The organism is Micromonospora sp. NPDC023633, from assembly GCF_040640035.1.
Classification (GTDB): domain Bacteria; phylum Actinomycetota; class Actinomycetes; order Mycobacteriales; family Micromonosporaceae; genus Micromonospora.
This window is the reverse complement of record NZ_JBFABB010000017.1, coordinates 18,503-37,662: the sequence shown is the minus strand read 5'-3', so window position 1 is coordinate 37,662 and position 19,160 is coordinate 18,503. Positions and strand designations below refer to the sequence as shown.

Below are 19,160 nucleotides of genomic sequence, written 5' to 3'. Positions count from 1 at the left end.
TACGAAGACGCGTGTGCGGACAGCGGAGACGGGTGTGCGGACAGCGAGACGCCCCGGCGGGCGTACCCGGCCGGGGCGTGTCGCTGGTGCGTGGGGATCAGGCGGAGTGAGCGCGCAGCACCCGGAGGCCACCGCGGCGCTTGACAGCCCGCCGCTCCTCCTCGCTCATCCCGCCCCAGACGCCGGCGTCCTGACCGGACTCCAGCGCCCACTGCAGGCACTGGTCGGTCACGGAGCAGCGCCGGCAGACGGCCTTGGCCTGCTCGACCTGCAGGAGAGCCGGCCCGGACGTCCCGATCGGGAAGAACAGCTCCGGGTCCTCGTCGCGGCAGACAGCATGGTGACGCCAGTCCATGGCGGCAACACTCCTCATTCTGGGTGGGTGGCAGATATTGCTTCTGTTGCTTTTCCTATATGCATCCGCAGCGCCGAATGGTTACGGTTCGCGTACGCCTATTCGGCAGTGCGTGAGCAGGCCGTGTCGGCCCCGCGGACCTGCTGGAACAGCTCAACCTCACGAGCGTATCCAGGCAATGTCCCGGTAACTCAAGTTCGCTTGTGAATACTTTCACGAACGCCCGGGATGTCAAGGGTGACGCTCGGAAAAACTCCGGGCGGTGAGCAAGCCCACAACCCCTTTGTCCGGATTCCAGCGCTTCCCTGGTTACCCGGCGTACCACTGTCGAGGATCAATATAGTACAGTCCGCGTGACATTGCTGACATTTCCGGCACCTGCCCCTCGGTGTGGCGGCCGTCGCATCGGTCTGGTGTCGCGACCGCGTCGACCTACGGCAGTACCCGAGACCTAGCAGATTACTCTCAGTGCGGCGGGAATGGATGTGAATCTGACTTTCTCCCGCTCGCCAAGGTAGTCGCCGTCGAGCTGGAACGCCTGCGGCCGGGCCGAGACCAGGGTGAACTCCGCGACATCGTGCAGCCGGAGCACCTGGCGGCCGTGCGGATCCGGCGTCCGGGAGAAGAACTGCGTCACTGTGCGTGTCGTGCTGGCCACCTGGAGCTGTCGCAGGGCGAGCACGTCCAGACCCAGATCGAACGACGCCTCCGGGTTCGGGTTGACCTCGCGGTCGCCCAGGTACGTCCACGGCGCGGTGTTCTGGATGATGACCGTCGCCAGCTCGCCCTCCGCCAGCTCGCCCGGGCGTTCCAGGCTGATCGCCGGGTGGCGGCGGTCGGAGTTGAGGAAGTACTGGGCGACGGTGGACCGGAAGTAGAGGGCGGGCGTCGACACCCGGCCCCGCCGACGGGCCTGCTCCACCCGGTGGATGACCGCCGCGTCGACGCCGAAGCCCGCGCAGAAGGTGAAGTAGCGGTCGTCGGCCCGGCCGAGCCCGATCGTGCGGTACCGGCCCAGCCGCAGGCCCTCCAGGATCATGCTGGTGCCGTCCGGCCAGTCCCGGGGCAGGCCCAGCGCCCGCGCGAAGACGTTCGTGGAGCCGCCCGGCACGGTCGCGAGGGCGGGCAGCCGCTCAGCCGGCGTGATGCCGGTCGGCATGGTCGGCGGCTGCGCCGTCATCAGGCCGTTGACCACCTCGTTGACCGTGCCGTCGCCACCGAGCGTGACGACGACGTCGACGCCCTCCTCGGCCGCCTCGCGGGCCAGGGCGGTCGCGTGCCCCCGCCGTCGGGTGTAGCGCACGGAGAGGTCGACTTCGCTGCGCAGTGCCCGGACCAGGACGTCCCGGCTGCGCTCGCTGGTGGTGGTGGCCTTCGGATTGACCACCAGGACGGCCCGCATGGGCGGCACTGTACCGCGCTCCGCCACGGGTATCGTGGCGCGCGTGACCATCGACTCCGACCCGATCCCCGTCACCCTGCGCTGGGCGGTCCGGTTGCTGCGGGCCGAGGCGGTCGCCGTGGGACTGGTCGCCGCGTGGCTGCTCTGGGCCGATCTCACCGCCACCACCACCGACCTCACGTCGGCGTTGCTGGTGACCGCGTTCGCGATCGGCGCGGCGGCGGCCCTCTGGGCGCTGGGCGGCGCGCTGACGCGCCGGCGGGCGGGCGCCCGGGCCCCGGCGATCGTGCTCCAGCTGATGCTGCTGCCGATCGGGTGGTTCATGGTCCAGGGCGGAATGGCGTGGCTCGGCGTGCCGCTGATGGCGCTCGGCCTCGGCGTGACCGCCCTGATGGTCAGCACCCCCACCACCCGGGCCCTCGGTTTCGAGTGACCCCCGCCGGGCGCGGCGCCGGGCGGACGGTCAGTAGTGGGAGGCGCGCCGGGTGAGCAGCGAGATGGTGGCCCGGCCGTCGCCGGCCGTCGCGGCCGCCGACGTGGTCAGCGCGGTGAGCACCTTCCAGGCGAAGGACGACTCGGCGGGGAGCGTGGCGCCGCGGACGGTCGGCACGGTCACCTCCACGGTGAGCGCGTCGTCGGTGACCGCGAAGCGGCAGTCGAGCTCCGCGTCGCGGGTGGCGATGGCGAGCAGCATGGCGCACGCCTCGTCGACGGCGATGCGCAGGTCCTCGATCTCGTCGAGGGCGAACTGGAGCCGCGCCGCGAGCCCCGCGGTCGCGGTACGTAGCACCCCGAGGTAGCCCCCGTCCGCGGGCACGGTGAGGTGCACGACGTCGTCGTCGGTCGTCGGCTGCCCGGTCAGTTGAGTCACCACTCATCCCCCCGGTCGGGGACTCTACCCGCTCGGTCGCCCGAACGTGTGGGGACCGCCACGTGCCTGTGCGGCGAGACCGGTCAGGGCGTCCCCGCTGAGGCGGTAGGGGACCCACTCGTCCATCGGCTGCGCGCCGATCGAGGCGTAGAAGCCGGCGGCGGGGTTCCAGTCGAGCATGCCCCACTCCAGACGCCGGTAGCCCCGCTCCACGCAGATCGCGGCCAGGGTGGCCAGCAGCGCCCGACCCGCCCCGGTGCCGCGCGCGGCCGGGCGGACGTAGAGATCCTCCAGGTAGATGCCGTGCACGCCGGCCCAGGTGGAGAAGTTGAGGAACCAGAGCGCGAACCCGAACGGCTGGTCCCGGCCGTCCACGGCCACGTGGCCGTGCAGCGCCGGAGCCGGGCCACGACTGCTCCGGCTCGGCGCGTCCGACGCCGCGCCGCGACCTGGAGCGGTCGCGAACAGGGCGGCGGTGAGCTGCCCCTCGGTGAGGTGGCACTGGACGGCGGCGCGTTCGTACTCCGCCAGCTCGTGCACCATCGCGACGACGGCCGGCACGTCCTCGGGACGTGCCGGCCGGATCGTCGGCGGACCGGTGAGGGTCACGCCTGCTTGGTCTCCCAGAAGATCTTGGAGATCTCGTCGATCTTCTGGAGCAGCTCGTCGGCCTTGGACGGGTCGGTGCCGCCCTTCGCGCCGGCGGCGCCGGCCAGCTTGGTGGCCTCGTTGAACAGCTGGTGCAGGTGCGGGTACTTCTCGAAGTGGGCCGGCTTGAAGTAGTCGGTCCACAGCACCCACAGGTGGTGCTTCACCAGATCGGCGCGCTGCTCCTTGATCAGGATGGCGCGGGTACGGAACTCGGGGTCGGTGTTGGCCTGGTACTTCTCGCAGATCGCCTTCACCGACTCGGCCTCGATCCGGGCCTGGGCCGGGTCGTAGACGCCGCAGGGCAGGTCGCAGTGGGCGCTGGCGGTCACGCGGGGCGTAAGGATGCGCGGAAGTCGCATCAGGATCCTCCATGGGAAGTTTGCGATGATCCAAGACGACATTACTCCTGGACGCGCTCCGGGGAGGCCGGGTGGAGGGGAAACCGATGGGGACCGATCACCCGGCGGTGGGCCCCCGGTTGCGGTGGCCGCTGACCGCCGTCCTGGTGACCGGTCCGTCCATGTCGCCCACGCTGCGGCACGGCGACGCGGTGCTGGTCCGCCCCGGCGGCCGGGCGGTGCGCCCCGGCGACGTCGTGGTCGCGGTCTTCCGCAGCCGCCCCGACCTGCTCGTGGTCAAACGCGCGGTCCGCGCCCAGGACGGCGGCTGGTGGCTGCGCGGCGACAACGACCTGGTCACCGACGATTCCCGGGCCTACGGCGTGGCCGACGTGCGGGGCCGGGTGGTGGCCCGCTACTGGCCCCGGCCCGCGCGGGTGCGCCCGAGTCGGATATGACCCCGCTCACATCGGTGTGACGGTGGCGACACTATGCTCGAAACGTGCCCGGGTGACCCCCGCACCGCGTGCCGCCGCTCGGCGCCCCACCTCGCGCCCGCGCCGGCCGCTCCGTCTGCTCGACAGATCCTGGAGTCACCATGTCGTCGTCCCCCGTGGACCCCGCTGATCCCGTCTTCCGACTGCACCGGGGCGGCAAGATGGCCGTCGCCTCGACCGTCCCGCTGACCAGCCGGGAGGACCTCTCTCTCGCGTACACCCCGGGCGTGGCCCGGGTCTGCGAGGCGATCGCCGCCGACCCGACGCTCGCCGACGACTACACCTGGGCGTCGCACACCGTCGCGGTCGTCACCGACGGCTCGGCCGTACTCGGGCTGGGCAACATCGGCCCGCGCGCGGCGCTGCCGGTGATGGAGGGCAAGGCGGTGCTGTTCAAGCAGTTCGCCGGGGTCGACGCGGTGCCGGTCTGCCTGGACACCCAGGACGTGGACGAGATCGTGGCCGTGGTGCGCGCGCTCGCCCCGTCGTTCGGCGGGATCAACCTGGAGGACATCAGCGCCCCGCGCTGCTTCGAGGTGGAGCGCCGCCTGGACGAGGCCCTGGACATCCCGGTCTTCCACGACGACCAGCACGGCACCGCGATCGTCGTGCTCGCCGCCCTGCGCAACGCCGCCACGCTGCTCGACCGCAAGCTCGGCGACCTGCGGGTGACGGTCAGCGGCGCCGGCGCGGCCGGGGTCGCGGTGACGAAGATGCTGATCGCCGGCGGGGTGAACCCCGACCAGGTGGTCGTCTGCGACTCCAAGGGGATCATCGGCCGGCACCGGTCCGGGCTGACCGGCACCAAGGCCGACCTGGCGGCGAGCACGAACGCCGGCGGTCGCGAGGGCGACGTCACCGAGGCGCTGCGCGGCGCGGACGTGCTGATCGGCGTCTCGGGCGGGCAGATCCCGGAGGCGGCGATCGCCGGCATGGCCCCCGGCGGCATCGTCTTCGCGCTGGCCAACCCGACGCCCGAGGTGCACCCGGAGGTGGCCGCCCGGCACGTGGCGGTCGTCGCCACCGGCCGCAGCGACTACCCGAACCAGATCAACAACGTGCTGGCCTTCCCGGGCGTCTTCCGGGGCGCCCTGGACGCCCGGGCCACCCGGATCACCGACGGGATGAAGGTCGCCGCCGCCGACGCCATCGCCGGCGTGGTGGCCGAGTCGCTCACCGCCGAGGCGATCGTCCCGTCCCCGCTCGACCCCCGGGTCGCCCCCGCGGTGGCCGCGGCGGTGGCCGAGGCCGCCCGCCGCGACGGCGTCACCCGCTGAAGGACGCGGAAGGGCTCCTTCCTGCCGCCCGGGCGGCAGGAAGGAGCCCTTCCCACACCGGTGTGCCCTTCTTGTCGAGGGCTCGGCTTGTTACCGTGCCGATCATGCGTGCCGCCTTCGTCTCCCGCTTCGACGACGCCAACCCGCTCGCCGCGCTCGCCGTCGGCGAGCAGCCCGAGCCGACCCACCCGGCCGACGACTGGGTGACCGTGCAGGTGCGGGCCAGCTCCCTCAACCACCACGACCTCTGGTCGCTGCGGGGGGTCGGGCTGCGCGCGGAGCAGCTGCCCATGATCCTCGGCTGCGACGCCGTCGGGGTGGACCCGGACGGCAACGAGGTCGTCGTCTACCCGGTGATCCCCACCCCGGGCGACCCGCGCGGCATCTCCATCCTCTCGGAGCACTTCCCCGGCACGCTGGCCGAGCGGGTGGCCGTACCCCGGTCGAACCTGCTGGCCCTGCCGGCGGGGCTGGCAGCGGCGGACGCGGCCTGCCTGCCGACCGCCTGGCTGACCGCGTGGCGGATGCTGACCACCAAGGGGCGGGTCGACGAGGCCGCCGCCGTGCTGGTCCAGGGCGCCGGCGGGGGCGTGGCCACGGCGGCCGTCGCGCTCGCCGCCGCGATGGGCAAGCGGGTGTACGCGACCAGCCGCGACGCCGCCAAGCGGGAACGGATCGCCGAGCTGGGCGCCACCGCCGTCGAGCCCGGCGCCCGGCTGCCGGAACGGGTCGACGTGGTCGTCGAGACGGTCGGGGCGGCCACCTTCGACCACTCGCTGAAGTCCGCCGCGCCGATGGCCCGGATCGTGGTCTCCGGCGCCACCGCCGGGCACGAGCCGAAGGTCAACCTGCGCCGCGTCTTCGCCATGCAGCTGGAGATCCTGGGCACCTCGATGGGCACCCCCGACGAGCTGGCCGCCCTGCTCGCGTTCTGCGCCGAGCACGACGTGCGCCCGGTGGTGGACACGGTGGTCCCGTTCAGCAGGGTCGCCGACGCCTTCGCCCGCCTGCACTCCGGCGACGTCTTCGGCAAGGTCGTCGTCGACCACACCGCCTGAGGCCGGGACCGGTGGCCTCCCCGGCCAGGACGACGACTGGGACCGGCCGGCCGGCACGGTGGCCGCCCGCGGGGCGGCCACCGTCGGTCTAGAGGCGGTTGTCGAGGGTGGCGATGTCGTCGCGGGCGGCGTCGGTGGGGATGCGGCCCTTGGCGGCCTGGTCGCCGTAGAGCGACCAGCGCAGGAACTCGACCGTGGTGTCCGAGACCACCCGCAGCGCGGCGCCGTCGCTGAGCAGCGCCCGGCCGTGGTCACCCTTCGGCAGGCTCAGCATCGCCTTCGGCCAGGGCACCTTGTCGTAGGCGGCCTTGCCGGCGGCGTACTCGACCACCTCGTCGGCCTCGCCGTGCACGAAGAGCTGCGGGGCGGCGGCGCCCGCGAAGGCGGTGCCGACCCCGAGCGCCGTGCCGGCGAAGACCACCCCGGCGTCCAGCCGCTCGTCCCGGCCGGCGGTGAAGAGGCCGATGGTGGTCACCCCGCCGGCCGAGTGCCCGGCCGCCGCCACCCGGTCCGTGGCCAGCCGGCCGCGCAGCGGGTCGCCGGCGCGGGCGTCGAGGGCGAGCACCTCGGTCAGCACGTACGACACGTCGGCCGGCTGGTTGAGCACGTCGAGCACGTTGCCGTCGCCGCCCCGGGCGGTGTGCGGGAAGGTCGGCGCGGCCACCACGAACCCGGCCGCCGCCCAGCGCGTCAGCAGCGTCCCGTAGTCCGCCGGTCGACCGTTCAGCCCGTGGCTGAACATGACGACGGGGAACTTCCCCGTGGCGGCGTCCGCCGACCGCTCCGGTTGCCCACCGGGCCTCCCGGCCGCCGGGTACCAGACGGTCACCGGCAGCGGCCGGTCCCCGTCGCGGTTGAGCTTCAGCTGCCGTACGCCGACGGCGAAGGCCCGCTCGGGCGCGGTGCCTGCGGGCACCCGCGGGGTGGGGGCGGCCGCCTGCGTGGGCGGCGCCGGGGCCGTGGCCTGCGGGACCGCCGCCTGCGGGGCCGGCCCGGCGTCGTCGGAGCAGCCGACCAGGCCGGCGGTGAGCAGTGCGGAGGCGAGTAGGGCGGGGGTGACACGACGGGGCATGGAACCGATTGTGCCTCGCGGTGCGCCCCCGCCCGCCGAGGATCGACGCGGTGACCCCGCCCACGTCCCGGCCCGCCTGGCCGGTCCACGGGGTCCGGCCCCCATGATCCGTTGACGTCGGCCCGGGCGCTACGCGGCTCCGAGCCCGGCGGAGCATCAACCGATCATGAGTGACGCTCGGCGGCACCGGTGGCGCGGAGGCGGGTCAGGTCGGCGGCGTCCTTCGCACGGCGGGGCCGGTCCGGCATCCAGACGGGGAACATCTCCTTGAACTCGATCTGGGCGGCCACCGAGATCATCGGGACGGTCAGCGGGCCGATCCGACCGGGCGGACCGGTCAGCATCCCGTCCGGCAGCGCCGTCCCCGTCCACGGGCCGGCGCCCACCACCACCTGCCCCGTCGCGTCCCGCGCCAGGTACGCGAGGCTCATCTCGACGTCGTCGCGGATCAGGTCGAGCTGCACGTCGACGGGCATCCTCGGGTCGGGCCGCCAGCCGTGCCCGCGCAGCAGGCCGGCCAGCCGGTCGGCGTCGGCGCGCCAGCAGTACCAGTCGACGTCGACGTGCGGCCTGGTGACCTCGCCCAGGTGGAAGTCCATCGCCCAGCCGCCCCGCAGCCACACCTCGATGCCGGCCGCCGACGCCAGCCCGGCCAGCTCGGCGATGCCATCCAGTTGCCGCCCCGCGAGACCGTCCACGGCGGCACCGTAGCCCGGCGGTCCTCCCCGCGCCACGGCGTTACGCACCCCGGCCGCCACGCACGCCTGTGCGGCCCCGGCACGTCCGCCACGCACGCGCCTGTGCGGCCCGGCACGTCCGCCACCGCAAGCGGCCTTCGTGCGCGCCGGCTGCGTCGTCCGCCTCCGCGGGCCGCCTCACCACGCTCGCCTCCGCCGGCCGCCACAACTGCCTGGCCCGCCTCCGGGGCCGGGACGGCGGGTCAGCCGGTGGGGCGGGTCTCGAACGCCGTCACGCCGGGGGAGCGGGCGTCGCCGGGCAGGCGGCGGCCGGCGGCCTGGTCGCCGTAGAGCGTCCAGCGGAGGAAATCGGTGGTGGTGGCGAGGACCTGGTCGAAGCCGGGCAACCCCGGCGTCAGGTACTCGCCGTGGCCCTGCCCGAGCAGGCTCAGGAAGGCGGTCGGGCCGGTCGTGCGGTGGTAGGCGGCGCGGCCGACCGTGACCGGCACGATCCGGTCCGCCGTACCGTGCACGAAGAGCAGCGGGGCCGCCGGCCCGGCGAAGCTGCCGGCCATCCCGCCCCCGGCGATCACGATGCCGGCGCGCAGCCGCCCCGACCGCCCGGAGGTGAACATGCCGGCCGTGGTGAAGCCGCCCGCCGAGTGGCCGGCGGCCGCGACCCGGGCGACGTCGAGGTGCCCGGCGAGCGGGTCGCCGGGCTGGGCGTCGAGCCGCACCAGGTGCCGGATCAGCCGCCAGCCGTCGGCCGGCTGGTGGCGTACGTCGGCACGGCTGAACCGGGCCGCGCCGCGCCGCGTGTGCGGGTAGGCGGGGGCGGCCACCACGAAGCCGGCGGCGGCCCAGCGGGCGGTCAGCCCGGCGTGCAGCTCGGGCAGGCTGTGCAGCCCGTGGCTGTAGACCACCACGGGGAAGCGCCCGGCGGCCACCGCGCCGCCCTCCGCCGGGTACCAGACGGTCACCGGGAGGGGGCGCGCCGAGGCCGGGTCGACGGTGAACGTGCGTACGCCGACGGCGTAGGCCGCCGTGGGCGCCGGACGGGCCGGCGGCGGTGCGCCGGGCGCGGCGGTGGCCGCCGGGGCGCAACCGGCCAGCAGCGTCATCGTCAGCACGGCGACCAGCCGCTTGATCCCCACCGCTTCACGGTAGGTGCCCGACGACCCGGACCGGCCCCGCCGTCCGGACCGGACGTCCCCGCCACCTGGCCGGATCGCCTCCACCGGCCGGCTCGACCTGACGCCGGGGCGCGCGCGGTGGACGGCGGCACGGAACGGGCTTGGCTAGGGTCACCGCCATGCCTGAGAACCAGACCGACCCGAGCGGCAACACCGCGGCGTTCCGCGCCTTCGCCCACACCGCCGAGCCCGAGGCCCCGGCCGGCCCGTCCCGGACGCCGCTGCTCGTCGGCGCGGCGGCGGTCGCGGTCGTGCTGGTCGCCCTGCTCGCCTGGCTCGCGCTGAGCTGAACGCATGGAGCCACCAGGCGGCCCGGGGCCGGGTTCGGCCCATCCACCACCCGGTGCGGAGCGCGCCCCGGGACGGTGGAGGAGGCTCCGCTCCGGTCTTCGCGGCATCCACCGGGGCAGCGCCGTCCTCGGCCTGGTGCTGCTGTTCGCGGGGCTGACGAACGCGGTGGCCACCGGTGCGTACAAGTGGCACCTGCACGCCAAGGCGGAGCGGTTGCGGGCGGACGGCGTCCCGGTCCAGGCCACCGTGACCGACCGGCGCGACAACGTCGGACGCGGCGGCGGCACCGACACCGTCCAGGTCTGGTACGACTACGAGGGCGTCCAGCACAACGAGCGCATCCTCTGCGGCTCGGCCGGTGGCTGTCTGCGCGATCCGCCCGAGGTGATGACGCTCTGGGTCGACCCGGAGCGCCCCGGGGAGTTCGTCGCCGCCAACGGCAACACCGACGACTCGGTCTTCTTCCTCAACTCCTGGGGCGGCATCCCGTTCGGGCTGCTGGTCGCCGCGTCGGGCGGGGCGCTCGTCTTCGCGGCCCTCGTCCCGACCGGGATGTTCGACCGGCCCGCACCCGCATCACCCCGCCGAGGGCCGGGACCCGACCGGGTCCGGCGTACCCGAGCCGCGCGGCGCCGCGGCAAGGGCCGGCGCTGAGGCCGGCGGCGACCCCGCGCCGGCCTCGACCGGCGGGGTGTGAACGCCCGCCGGCAGGGCGGCCTGCAGTAGCCGGGCTGGGCGATCGACCTGCTCGTGCCGTGCCGACGGGTTGGCCGGTCAGCCGGCCGCGTCGACCACCGCGCGGGTCTGGAGGGCGATCTCGCGCTCCTCGTCGGTGCCGACGACGCAGACGGTCACCTCGGCGTCCTCGGGCGAGATGACCCGGTCGCCGGCGGCGGCGTTGCGCTCCGGGTCCACCGCGATGCCGAGCCGGTCCAGGCCGGCCAGGGCGGCGGCGCGGACCGGCGCGGCGTGCTCGCCGACGCCGGCGGTGAAGGTGACCGCGTCCACCCGGCCGAGCAGGGCGTAGTACGCCCCGACGTAGCCGGTGATCCGCCGGCAGTAGATATCGAAGGCGAGCGCCGCCGCCGGGTCGCCGTCCGCCCGGCGCGTGAGCACCTCGCGCATGTCGTTGGCGCCGGTCAGCCCGAGCAGGCCGCTGCGGTGGTTGAGCAGGTCGTCGATCTCGTCGACGGAGAGCCCGCCCTCCCGGCGCAGGTGGAAGATCACGGTCGGGTCCAGGTCGCCGCTGCGGGTGCCCATCACCAGGCCCTCCAGCGGGGACATTCCCATCGAGGTGGCCACGCTCCGGCCGCCGGCCACCGCGCAGGCGCTCGCGCCGTTGCCGAGGTGCAGGGTGATCGTGTTCACCTCCGTGTACGGGCGGCCGAGCAGTTCGGCCGTGCGCCGCGACACGTACGCATGGGAGGTGCCGTGGAACCCGTAGCGCCGGATGCCGTACCGCTCGGCGGTGTCCCGCTCGATCGCGTAGGTCGCGGCGGCCTCGGGCAGGGTGTGGTGGAACGCGGTGTCGAAGACGGCGACCTGCGGCACCTCCGGCAGCGCCGCCCGGGCGACCTCGATGCCGGCCAGGTTGGCGGGGTTGTGCAGCGGCGCGAGTGGGACGAGGTCGCGGATCGCGGTCAGCACCGCGTCGTCGATCAGCACCGGCTCGCCGAACCGCTTCCCGCCGTGCACCACCCGGTGCCCGACGGCGGCCAGCCCGGTCAGGTCCAGCCCGTCGAGGATGCCCCGGACGGCGGTCTCGTGGTCGGCCGGCCCGCCGCCGGCCTCACCGACCCGCTCCACGGTGCCCTTGTCGACCACCCGGTCGCCGTCGAAGAGCCGGAACTTCACCGACGACGACCCGCAGTTGAGGACGAGGACCCGCTCCTGCGGGGCGGTGGGACCGTTCATGACGACTCCTCGGTGGCGGCGGCCTGGATGGCGGTGATCGCCACGGTGTTGACGATGTCCGGCACGGTGGCGCCCCGGGACAGGTCGTTCACCGGTCGACGCAGGCCCTGCATCACCGGCCCGACGGCCACCGCCCTGGCGGAGCGCTGCACCGCCTTGTACGTGTTGTTGCCGGTGTTCAGGTCCGGGAAGATGAAGACCGTGGCCCGGCCGGCGACCTCGCTGCCGGGCAGCTTGGTCGCCGCCACCGCCGGGTCGATCGCCGCGTCGTACTGGATCGGCCCCTCGACGAGCAGGTCGGGCCGGCGCTCGCGGACCAGCTTGGTGGCCGCCGCGACCTTCTCCACGTCGGCGCCCGCCCCGGAGCTGCCGGTGGAGTAGGAGAGCATCGCGACCCGCGGCTCGATGCCGAACCGGGCGGCCGTCTCCGCCGAGGAGATGGCGATGTCGGCGAGCTGGGCGGCGTCCGGGTCGGGGTTGACCGCGCAGTCGCCGTAGACCAGCACCCGGTCGGCGAGCAGCATGAAGAAGACGCTGGAGGCGACCGAGACGCCCGGCACGTTCCGGATGATCTCGAACGCGGGCCGGATGGTGGCGGCGGTGGTGTGGGTCGCGCCGGAGACCATCCCGTCGGCGTGGCCCGTCTGCACCATCAGCGTGCCGAAGTAGTTGGGCTGGGCGACGATGTCGTGGGCCAGGTCGAGGGTCACGCCGCGGTGTGCGCGCAGCTCGGCGTACGTGGCGGCGAACTCGTCGCGCCACCCGCTGGTGACGGGGTCGACCACCTGCGCGCCGGTGATGTCGATGCCCAGCTCGCGGGTGCGCCGCGCGACGTCGTCCGGGCGGCCGAGCAGGGTGATGTCGGCGACGCCCCGGCGCAGCAGGATCTCCGTCGCCCGCAGGATCCGTTCCTCCGCCCCCTCGGGCAGCACGAGGTGCCGGCGCCGGGCCCTTGCGCGGTCGATCAGGTCGTACTCGAACATCAGCGGGGTGACCCGCTCGGAGCGGCTGACCCGTAGCCGGCGGGCGAGGTCGTCGGTGTCCACGCAGCGCTCGAACGCGCCGAGCGCGGCCTCCACCTTGCGCGGGTTGGCCGCGCTGGGTCGTCCCTCGATCCGGCTGGACGCGGCGACGGTGTCGTAGCTGTCGCTGGGCACGGAGAGCACCGCGAGCCCGGTGTTGAGCCCCTCGACCAGCCGCATCGCCCGCGGGTCCGGCTGCTCGCCGAGGGTCAGCACCAACCCCGAGACCGAGACCTGGCCGGCCACGTGCGCGGCGCTCGCCGCCACCAGCAGGTCGGCCCGGTCGCCCGGGGTGATCACCAGCGCGCCCTCGGTCAGGTGGTCCAGCAGCGTCGGCACGTGCGCCGCGCCGACCACGTAGTCGAGCACGTCGCGGCTGAGCGCGTCGTCGTCGCCGGCGAGCAGGGTGGCGCCGAGCGCCGCCGCCACCTCGGCCACCGTCGGCGCCGAGACGGTCGGCACCTCCGGGATGGCGTACGTGGGGACGGGCAGCTCGGGCAGCGTCATCGGGCCGGGGACCCGGTTGGCGATCACCGCCAGCACCGTCGCCCCGAGGTCCTCCAGATCGTGGTACGCCCCGCGCGCGGCGGCCGCGATCGCGGCCGGCTCCTGCCCGAAGCCGTCGACGACGGGCACCACCACGCTGCCGAACTCGGTGGCCAGCCGGGCGTTGAAGGCCAGCTCGCGGGGACCGGCCGCGTCGCCGCCGTCGGCGAAGTCGCTGCCCACCACGACCACGGCGGGGCAGCGCCGCTCGACCTCCCGGTACCGCTCGACGATGCCGGTGACGAGCTCCTCCCGCCGCCCGTCGGCGACCAGCGCGGTCGCCTCGGCGTAGCTGGTGCCGCTCAGGTCGGCCAGCGGCAGCTCGATCCGGTAGCGGTCACTGAGCAGGGCGAGGATCGGGTCGGGGCCGTGCCCGCGCACCAGCGGCCGGAACGCGCCGATCCGCTCGACCTGCCGGGACAACAGCTCCGCCAGGCCGAGGGCGACGGTCGACTTTCCGCCGCCGGATCCCACGCTGGTCAGGTACACACTCCGGGCCACGCACCCACCCTAGAAGATCGCCGGGCACCCGGCTCGGGTCCTTCGCCCCCCTTTCGTCGATCATGACGTTGCCGTCACGACACGCCGGGACCGGCTACCGACAACGCCATGATCAACGGCGCTGGGTGGGGTCAGTGGGTGGGGTCGGTGGGGTATTGGCGGCGCATCCAGGAGGGCATGTCGGCGAGGCGCTTCTGGCCGAAGCCGCCGCAGATCTGGCAGACCTTCGAGCCGAAACAGACGACGCACCGCCGCCGCTCGCCGCTGTCGTCGAGGAGGTATCCCCGGGTGAGGCACTCCGGGCACCAGCCGATCCCGTCGCAGTCGAGGCAGAGCACGTGACCGGGCTCGCGGGTGGCTTCGGTGACGACCGGCTCGGGCGGTACGAACCGCTCCGGCGGCGCGGGAGGGGGAGGGGGGCCGACGGCAATGCCGGCTGGATCCGCGTAGAGCAGGACGGGCGGGGTGCTGCCGCCGAGGTCGGCCCGGGACAAGCCGGGGAACGCCATGAGCCAGAGGAAGAAGCCGTCGCGGGTGGCCGACGCGGTGGCGACCGCCGTCGAGGAGGCGTCGAGATCGGTGTGCCAGCCCTGCGCCGCGAGCCGGTGCGCGATGTGCTGGACAACCTCGGCCGAGCCGAAGTCGGTGGTGAGACGGAGCGTCGCCCGGCGGGCGTACCAGAGTGGTTCGTGCCAGAGGTCCTCCTCCGGCTCCCGGGACATCGGGACGGGGAGCCTCTGCCCGGGGGCGAGGTGGGCGGCGACCCCGAGGATTTCCTCGCGCAGGACGCGACTGTGTCGTTCCAGCGTCTTTCGCGCGCCGGGAACCTCGGCGACGTCCGCCCAGCCGTCGGTCACGGCGCCTCTGCCGCCCGCTCCGGGGTCCCCGCCCGCTCCGGGGCCCACTGCCGGTCGCTCCGGGGCCCCGCTCGCTCCGGGGCCCGCGCGCGGGCGGGACGGCGGTGGGCGCCGTCGGCCGGCGCGATCGTGGCGCCGCTGGGCGTCTCCATGCCGTACCCCGACCCGTCGAGCGGACAGACCGACGCCACTGTAACGCCGCGCCCGTTGACTCGGGTAGAGCTACTCGTCGTCGGGGTCGTCGAGGCGGGCCAGCCAGGTGGCGAAGCGCTCGATCGGGGTCTCGAACTCGGGGTTGAGGTCGACGAAGTCGCGCAGGCGCTCGCCGAGCCACTCCATGCTGACCTGCTCGTCGCCTCGGCGCTGGACCAGTTCCTCGATGCCTCGATCGGTGAAGTACATGCTCTCCGTTGCCTCCTCGTGGTCGGTGTGCGTCCCGGCGCTCCGCGCGGGCTGGCCCCGCCGGGCCCTCGCGCCGGTGGGGCCAGGCCCCGCCGGGCCCTTGTGCTGTTGTGGCCAGGCGCCGCCGGATTCTCGCGCCGGTGCGGACAGGTGCCGTCGCGTGCGGGCCGGGCGGGACGGCGAGCGGGGCAGAGCCGTCGTGTCGACGGCTCTGCCCCGGTGCGCTGGGTGGTGCGTCAGGTCACGGGCGGGGCAGGGCCGCCTCGATCAGCGCGGTCTGCTCGACCTCGTGCATCTTCGCCGAGCCGACGGCCGGGGCCGCCGCCGCCGGGCGGGAGATCCGGCGCAGCCGGACGTCCGCCAGGTGCTCCAGCAGGTTGAGAGCGACGAACGACCAGGCACCCTGGTTGGCCGGCTCCTCCTGCACCCAGGCGAAGTCCTCGGCGTTCGGGTACGCCGCCAGGGCGGCCCGGATCTCCTCGACCGGCATCGGGTAGAGCTGCTCGATCCGGATGATCGCGGTGTCGGTGACGCCGCGCTCGTTGCGGGCCTGGAACAGGTCGTAGTAGACCTTGCCCGAGCAGAGCAGCACCCGCTTCACCTGCTCCGGCGCCGGGGCGCCCGAGTCGGGCAGCACCGGCTGGAAGGTGCCGGTGGTGAAGTCCTCCACCGGGGAGACGCAGAGCTTGTGCCGCAGCAGCGACTTCGGCGTGAACACCACCAGCGGCTTGCGCTTCGGCGACAGCGCCTGGCGGCGCAGCAGGTGGAAGTAGTTCGCCGGGGTGGTCGGGATGGACACCCGCATGTTGTCCTCGGCGCACATCTGCAGGAACCGCTCCGGGCGGCCGGAGGTGTGGTCCGGGCCCTGGCCCTCGTGGCCGTGCGGCAGCAGCAGGGTGACCGCGGAGCGCTGGCCCCACTTGACCTCGCCGGAGGAGATGAACTCGTCGATCACCGACTGGGCGCCGTTGACGAAGTCGCCGAACTGCGCCTCCCAGCAGACCAGCGCGTTGATGTTCTCCACCGAGTAGCCGTACTCGAAACCCATCGCCGCGTACTCGCTGAGCAGCGAGTCGTGCACGAAGAACCGGGACCGCTCGCCGTCGCCGGTCAGCGACTGCAACGGCAGGTAGTCGTTGCCGGTCTGGGCGTCGACCACGGAGGCGTGCCGCTGCACGAAGGTGCCCCGGCGGGAGTCCTGCCCGGCGAGCCGGACGGTGACCCCGTCGTGCAGCAGCGAGCCGAACGCGATGATCTCGCCGAAGCCCCAGTCGATGTTGCCTTCGACGGACATCTTGGCCCGCCGGTCGAGCAGCTGCTGGATGCGCTTGTGCGGGGTGAAACCCTCCGGCAGGTTGACGTGGGCCTCGCCGACGGCCCTGACGACGGCGGCGTCGGTGGCGGTCTCCACCTGCGGCTCCGGCTCGTCCTCCCGCTTGGGGCGGCTGAGCTGCCGCGGCGTGGTGGCCGCGTCGCGGGTGGCCTTGAAGACCCGCTCCAGCTGCGACTGGTAGTCGCGCAGCAGCTCCTCCGCGTCCTCCACGGTGATGTCGCCGCGCCCGATCAGCTCCTCGGTGTAGAGCTTCCGGACGGACCGCTTCGAGTCGATGATCTTGTACATCTGCGGGTTGGACATCGACGGGTCGTCGCCCTCGTTGTGCCCGCGCCGGCGGTAGCAGACCATGTCGATGACGACGTCCTTGTTGAACGCCTGCCGGTACTCGAAGGCCAGCCGGGCGACCCGGACCACGGCCTCGGGGTCGTCGCCGTTGACGTGGAAGATCGGCGCCTGGATCATCCGGGCGACGTCGGTGCTGTAGAGGCTGGAGCGGCTGTACTCCGGGGCGGTGGTGAAGCCGACCTGGTTGTTGACCACCACGTGGACGGTGCCACCGGTGCGGTAGCCGCGCAGCTGCGAGAGGTTGAGGGTCTCGGCGACCACGCCCTGGCCGGCGAAGGCGGCGTCACCGTGCACCGCCAGCGGCAGCACGGTGTAGCCCTCCAGCTTGAGGTCTATCCGGTCCTGCTTGGCCCGGACGATGCCCTCCAGCACCGGGTCGACGGCCTCCAGGTGCGACGGGTTCGCCACCACCGAGACCTTGACCGCGTGGTCGCCGTCGGGCGTGGTGAACTTGCCGTTCTGGCCCAGGTGGTACTTCACGTCGCCGGAGCCCTGGGTGGAGCGTGGGTCCAGGTGCCCCTCGAACTCCGAGAAGATCTTCTCGTACGGCTTGCCGACGATGTTGGCCAGCACGTTGAGCCGGCCCCGGTGGGCCATGCCGATGACGACCTCGTCCAGCCCGCCCTCGGCGGAGGCCTCCAGCACCTCGCCGAGCAGCGGGATCAGCGACTCGCCGCCCTCCAGCGAGAAGCGCTTCTGCCCGACGTACTTGGTCTGGAGGAAGGTCTCGAACGCCTCGGCGGCGTTGAGCCGGTTGAGCACGTGCTTCTGCTCTTCGGGCGACGGCTTCTCGTACTTGCGCTCGATCCGCTCCTGGATCCAGCGCCGCTCCTCCGGGTCCTGGATGTGCATGTACTCGATGCCGACGCGCCGGCAGTACGAGTCGCGCAGCACGCCGAGGATGTCGCGCAGCTTCATCCGCTGCTTGCCGGCGAAGCCGTTGACCGGGAACTCGCGGTCGAGGTCCCAGAGGGTCAGCCCGTGCTGGAGCACGTCCAGGTCGGGGTGCTTGCGGATCTTGAACTCGAGCGGGTCGGTGTCGGCCATCAGGTGGCCGCGCACGCGGTAGGCGTGGATCAGCTCGTGCACCCGGGCGGTCTTGTTGATCTGGCCCTCGTTGTTGACCGCGACGTCGCGCATCCAGCGCACCGGCTCGTAGGGGATGCGCAGCGAGGTGAAGATCTGGTCGTAGAAGCCGTGCTCGCCGAGCAGCAGCTCGTGCATGACCTTCAGGAACTCGCCGGACTGGGCGCCCTGGATGATCCGGTGGTCGTACGTGCTGGTGAGGGTGATGACCTTGCTGACGGCCAGCTCGGCCAGGGTGGCCTCGGACATGCCCTGGTAGGGGGCCGGGTACTCCATCGCCCCGACGCCGATGATCGCGCTCTGGCCCTGCATGAGCCGCGGCATCGAGTGCACGGTGCCGATGCCGCCCGGGTTGGTCAGCGAGATCGTCGTGCCCGAGTAGTCGTCCATGGTCAGCTCGTTGCGGCGGGCGCGCCGGACCACGTCCTCGTACGCCTGCCAGAACTGCCGGAAGTCCATCTGCTCGCAGGCCTTGATGGAGGGGACCACCAGGTTGCGGCTGCCGTCCGGCTTGACCAGGTCGATCGCGATGCCCAGGTTGACGTGCTCCGGCCGGACCATGGTCGGCTTGCCGTCGACCTCGGCGAAGGAGTTGTTCATCTCCGGGTGGGCGACCAGGGCGCGGACCATCGCGTACCCGATGAGGTGGGTGAAGCTGACCTTGCCACCGCGCCCACGGGTGAGGTGGTTGTTGATCACGATGCGGTTGTCGACCAGCAGCTTGGCCGGGACGGCGCGCACGCTCGTGGCGGTCGGCACGGCCAGCGAGGCATCCATGTTCTGGACGATCTTCGCGGCCACGCCGCGCAGCGGGGTGGTCTGCGGGCCGGTCGCGGTCGGCTTGGCCGCCGCGGGCTTGGCGGGGGCCGCCTTCGCGGGCGCCGGCTTGGCCGGGGCGGCCTTGGCGGCGGGCTGCTCGGGCTTGGGCTCGGGCTTGGGCTCCGGCTTCTTCTCCGCCGGCTTCTTCTCCGCCGGCTGCGCGACCGCGGTGGCCGCCTCCTGCTGCCCGGCGGGCTCCGGCCTGGCGGCCGGCTTCGGGGCCTGCTCAGCTCCGCGCGGCTTCCCGGCGCCGGGCGCCGGGCGGTAGTCCGCGAAGAAGTCGTGCCAGGCCGAATCGACGCTGGTGGGGTCGGCGAGGTAGCGCTGGTACATCTCCTCGACGATCCACTCGTTCGGGCCGAAACCCGCCAGTGGGTTCTCCTGCGAAGTCTGCTGGGTCGACACGGCCGGTAATCGCCTCTTTCACGCGGGTTTGTGTGTCACGCGGTGTCCGGTGACGCCCTGCCTTCGAGCGCGCACGAGACGGCTCCCAGGCTACGCCGTGCGGATGGCACAGGCATTTCCGCCTCCACCGGGTGGCCGGTTTCACAGAAGATGCCAGAAGTTCACCAAACGCTGCGTGTCCGGGCGACTGCTGGTAAGGGCCGGTGTGGGGATCGGCCCCAGTCGCGCGGCGGCGGGAGTGGTGT

The 19,160-nt window shown here is 73.3% G+C and carries 19 protein-coding genes; 6 read left to right on the top strand and 13 right to left on the bottom strand.

From position 1 onward, the window contains the following. Nucleotides 1-97 precede the first annotated feature (97 nt). A complete protein-coding gene (locus AB0G13_RS07915; protein WP_007072794.1) occupies nt 98-355 on the bottom strand; it encodes a WhiB family transcriptional regulator in 258 nt (85 codons plus the stop codon). A gap of 451 nt (nt 356-806) precedes the next feature. Then, nucleotides 807-1,757, bottom strand: a complete 951-nt coding sequence (locus AB0G13_RS07910; RefSeq protein WP_357870520.1) for a diacylglycerol kinase family protein — start codon at nt 1,755-1,757, stop codon at nt 807-809. Nucleotides 1,758-1,800: 43 nt separating this feature from the next. On the opposite strand from AB0G13_RS07910, the gene AB0G13_RS07905 reads away from it, so the two are divergent. Continuing rightward, nucleotides 1,801-2,190: a hypothetical protein gene (locus tag AB0G13_RS07905; protein WP_357870517.1), complete on the top strand. Its 390-nt coding sequence runs from the start codon at nt 1,801-1,803 to the stop codon at nt 2,188-2,190. A 30-nt stretch (nt 2,191-2,220) separates the two neighbouring features. Here the strand turns inward: AB0G13_RS07905 and AB0G13_RS07900 are convergent, their stop codons facing one another. From AB0G13_RS07900 to sodN, 3 genes are all read right to left on the bottom strand, one after another. Continuing rightward, nucleotides 2,221-2,628, bottom strand: coding sequence for an ATP-binding protein (locus AB0G13_RS07900; protein ID WP_357870514.1), 408 nt, complete (start codon nt 2,626-2,628; stop codon nt 2,221-2,223). Nucleotides 2,629-2,652: 24 nt separating this feature from the next. Continuing rightward, nucleotides 2,653-3,171: a GNAT family N-acetyltransferase gene (locus tag AB0G13_RS07895; RefSeq protein WP_357870631.1), complete on the bottom strand. Its 519-nt coding sequence runs from the start codon at nt 3,169-3,171 to the stop codon at nt 2,653-2,655. 62 nt (nt 3,172-3,233) lie between these two features. Beyond that, nucleotides 3,234-3,638 (bottom strand): superoxide dismutase, Ni, encoded by a 405-nt coding sequence (sodN, locus tag AB0G13_RS07890; RefSeq protein ID WP_088998581.1) that lies wholly within the window; start codon nt 3,636-3,638, stop codon nt 3,234-3,236. A gap of 86 nt (nt 3,639-3,724) precedes the next feature. Here sodN and AB0G13_RS07885 point away from each other — a divergent pair, with 86 nt between their 5' ends. The 3 genes from AB0G13_RS07885 (at nt 3,725) to AB0G13_RS07875 (ending at nt 6,449) form a co-directional block, all read left to right on the top strand. Further along, complete coding sequence (locus tag AB0G13_RS07885; RefSeq protein ID WP_357870512.1) at nt 3,725-4,075, top strand: S24 family peptidase; 351 nt, start codon at nt 3,725-3,727, stop codon at nt 4,073-4,075. A gap of 140 nt (nt 4,076-4,215) precedes the next feature. Beyond that, complete coding sequence (locus tag AB0G13_RS07880) at nt 4,216-5,391, top strand: NADP-dependent malic enzyme (RefSeq protein WP_357870510.1); 1,176 nt, start codon at nt 4,216-4,218, stop codon at nt 5,389-5,391. 95 nt (nt 5,392-5,486) lie between these two features. Beyond that, nucleotides 5,487-6,449: a zinc-binding dehydrogenase gene (locus tag AB0G13_RS07875; RefSeq protein WP_357870508.1), complete on the top strand. Its 963-nt coding sequence runs from the start codon at nt 5,487-5,489 to the stop codon at nt 6,447-6,449. Between the two features lie 88 nt (nt 6,450-6,537). On the opposite strand, the gene AB0G13_RS07870 is transcribed toward AB0G13_RS07875, so the two are convergent. The 3 genes from AB0G13_RS07870 to AB0G13_RS07860 all read right to left on the bottom strand — a co-directional run bounded on the left by AB0G13_RS07870 (nt 6,538) and on the right by AB0G13_RS07860 (nt 9,352). Then, entirely contained in the window at nt 6,538-7,521 is a 984-nt protein-coding gene (locus tag AB0G13_RS07870) for a chlorophyllase (protein WP_357870505.1), read from the bottom strand. 164 nt (nt 7,522-7,685) lie between these two features. Further along, nucleotides 7,686-8,219 (bottom strand): aminoglycoside adenylyltransferase, encoded by a 534-nt coding sequence (locus tag AB0G13_RS07865; protein WP_357870503.1) that lies wholly within the window; start codon nt 8,217-8,219, stop codon nt 7,686-7,688. A 242-nt stretch (nt 8,220-8,461) separates the two neighbouring features. After that, nucleotides 8,462-9,352 (bottom strand): alpha/beta hydrolase, encoded by an 891-nt coding sequence (locus tag AB0G13_RS07860; RefSeq protein WP_357870500.1) that lies wholly within the window; start codon nt 9,350-9,352, stop codon nt 8,462-8,464. Between the two features lie 158 nt (nt 9,353-9,510). On the opposite strand from AB0G13_RS07860, the gene AB0G13_RS07855 reads away from it, so the two are divergent. Both AB0G13_RS07855 and AB0G13_RS07850 read left to right on the top strand, forming a co-directional pair. After that, nucleotides 9,511-9,681 carry a hypothetical protein gene (locus AB0G13_RS07855; protein WP_357870497.1) on the top strand — a complete coding sequence of 57 codons (171 nt, stop codon included), beginning with the start codon at nt 9,511-9,513 and terminating at the stop codon, nt 9,679-9,681. A 4-nt stretch (nt 9,682-9,685) separates the two neighbouring features. Then, on the top strand, nt 9,686-10,336 hold the full coding sequence (locus tag AB0G13_RS07850; protein WP_357870495.1) for a DUF3592 domain-containing protein: 651 nt from the start codon (nt 9,686-9,688) through the stop codon (nt 10,334-10,336). 120 nt (nt 10,337-10,456) lie between these two features. Here AB0G13_RS07850 and AB0G13_RS07845 read toward each other — a convergent pair whose 3' ends face one another. The 5 genes from AB0G13_RS07845 to AB0G13_RS07825 all read right to left on the bottom strand — a co-directional run bounded on the left by AB0G13_RS07845 (nt 10,457) and on the right by AB0G13_RS07825 (nt 18,915). Beyond that, the gene (locus AB0G13_RS07845) at nt 10,457-11,596 is read right to left on the bottom strand and encodes an acetate kinase (RefSeq protein WP_357870492.1); all 1,140 of its coding nucleotides are present in this window, start codon (nt 11,594-11,596) and stop codon (nt 10,457-10,459) included. After that, on the bottom strand, nt 11,593-13,665 hold the full coding sequence (gene pta, locus AB0G13_RS07840) for a phosphate acetyltransferase (protein ID WP_357870489.1): 2,073 nt from the start codon (nt 13,663-13,665) through the stop codon (nt 11,593-11,595). The genes AB0G13_RS07845 and pta overlap by 4 nt, the downstream gene beginning before the upstream one ends. Nucleotides 13,666-13,796: 131 nt before the next feature. Next, nucleotides 13,797-14,522: a hypothetical protein gene (locus AB0G13_RS07835; RefSeq protein ID WP_357870486.1), complete on the bottom strand. Its 726-nt coding sequence runs from the start codon at nt 14,520-14,522 to the stop codon at nt 13,797-13,799. A gap of 222 nt (nt 14,523-14,744) precedes the next feature. After that, nucleotides 14,745-14,924 carry a DUF6104 family protein gene (locus tag AB0G13_RS07830; RefSeq protein ID WP_121399674.1) on the bottom strand — a complete coding sequence of 60 codons (180 nt, stop codon included), beginning with the start codon at nt 14,922-14,924 and terminating at the stop codon, nt 14,745-14,747. 241 nt (nt 14,925-15,165) lie between these two features. Beyond that, the gene (locus tag AB0G13_RS07825) at nt 15,166-18,915 is read right to left on the bottom strand and encodes a multifunctional oxoglutarate decarboxylase/oxoglutarate dehydrogenase thiamine pyrophosphate-binding subunit/dihydrolipoyllysine-residue succinyltransferase subunit (RefSeq protein WP_357870482.1); all 3,750 of its coding nucleotides are present in this window, start codon (nt 18,913-18,915) and stop codon (nt 15,166-15,168) included. Nucleotides 18,916-19,160: the final 245 nt, after the last annotated feature.

Excerpts from the sequence above, each read along its gene's own strand:
- AB0G13_RS07915 (WP_007072794.1), bottom strand. The coding sequence starts at position 355 with ATGGACTGGCGTCACCATGCTGTCTGCCGCGACGAGGACCCGGAGCTG.
- AB0G13_RS07910 (WP_357870520.1), bottom strand. The coding sequence starts at position 1,757 with ATGCGGGCCGTCCTGGTGGTCAATCCGAAGGCCACCACCACCAGCGAG.
- AB0G13_RS07895 (WP_357870631.1), bottom strand. The coding sequence starts at position 3,171 with ATGGTGCACGAGCTGGCGGAGTACGAACGCGCCGCCGTCCAGTGCCAC.
- sodN (WP_088998581.1), bottom strand. The coding sequence starts at position 3,638 with ATGCGACTTCCGCGCATCCTTACGCCCCGCGTGACCGCCAGCGCCCAC.
- AB0G13_RS07885 (WP_357870512.1), top strand. The coding sequence starts at position 3,725 with ATGGGGACCGATCACCCGGCGGTGGGCCCCCGGTTGCGGTGGCCGCTG.
- AB0G13_RS07880 (WP_357870510.1), top strand. The coding sequence starts at position 4,216 with ATGTCGTCGTCCCCCGTGGACCCCGCTGATCCCGTCTTCCGACTGCAC.
- AB0G13_RS07870 (WP_357870505.1), bottom strand. The coding sequence starts at position 7,521 with ATGCCCCGTCGTGTCACCCCCGCCCTACTCGCCTCCGCACTGCTCACC.
- AB0G13_RS07855 (WP_357870497.1), top strand. The coding sequence starts at position 9,511 with ATGCCTGAGAACCAGACCGACCCGAGCGGCAACACCGCGGCGTTCCGC.
- AB0G13_RS07850 (WP_357870495.1), top strand. The coding sequence starts at position 9,686 with ATGGAGCCACCAGGCGGCCCGGGGCCGGGTTCGGCCCATCCACCACCC.
- AB0G13_RS07845 (WP_357870492.1), bottom strand. The coding sequence starts at position 11,596 with ATGAACGGTCCCACCGCCCCGCAGGAGCGGGTCCTCGTCCTCAACTGC.
- AB0G13_RS07830 (WP_121399674.1), bottom strand. The coding sequence starts at position 14,924 with ATGTACTTCACCGATCGAGGCATCGAGGAACTGGTCCAGCGCCGAGGC.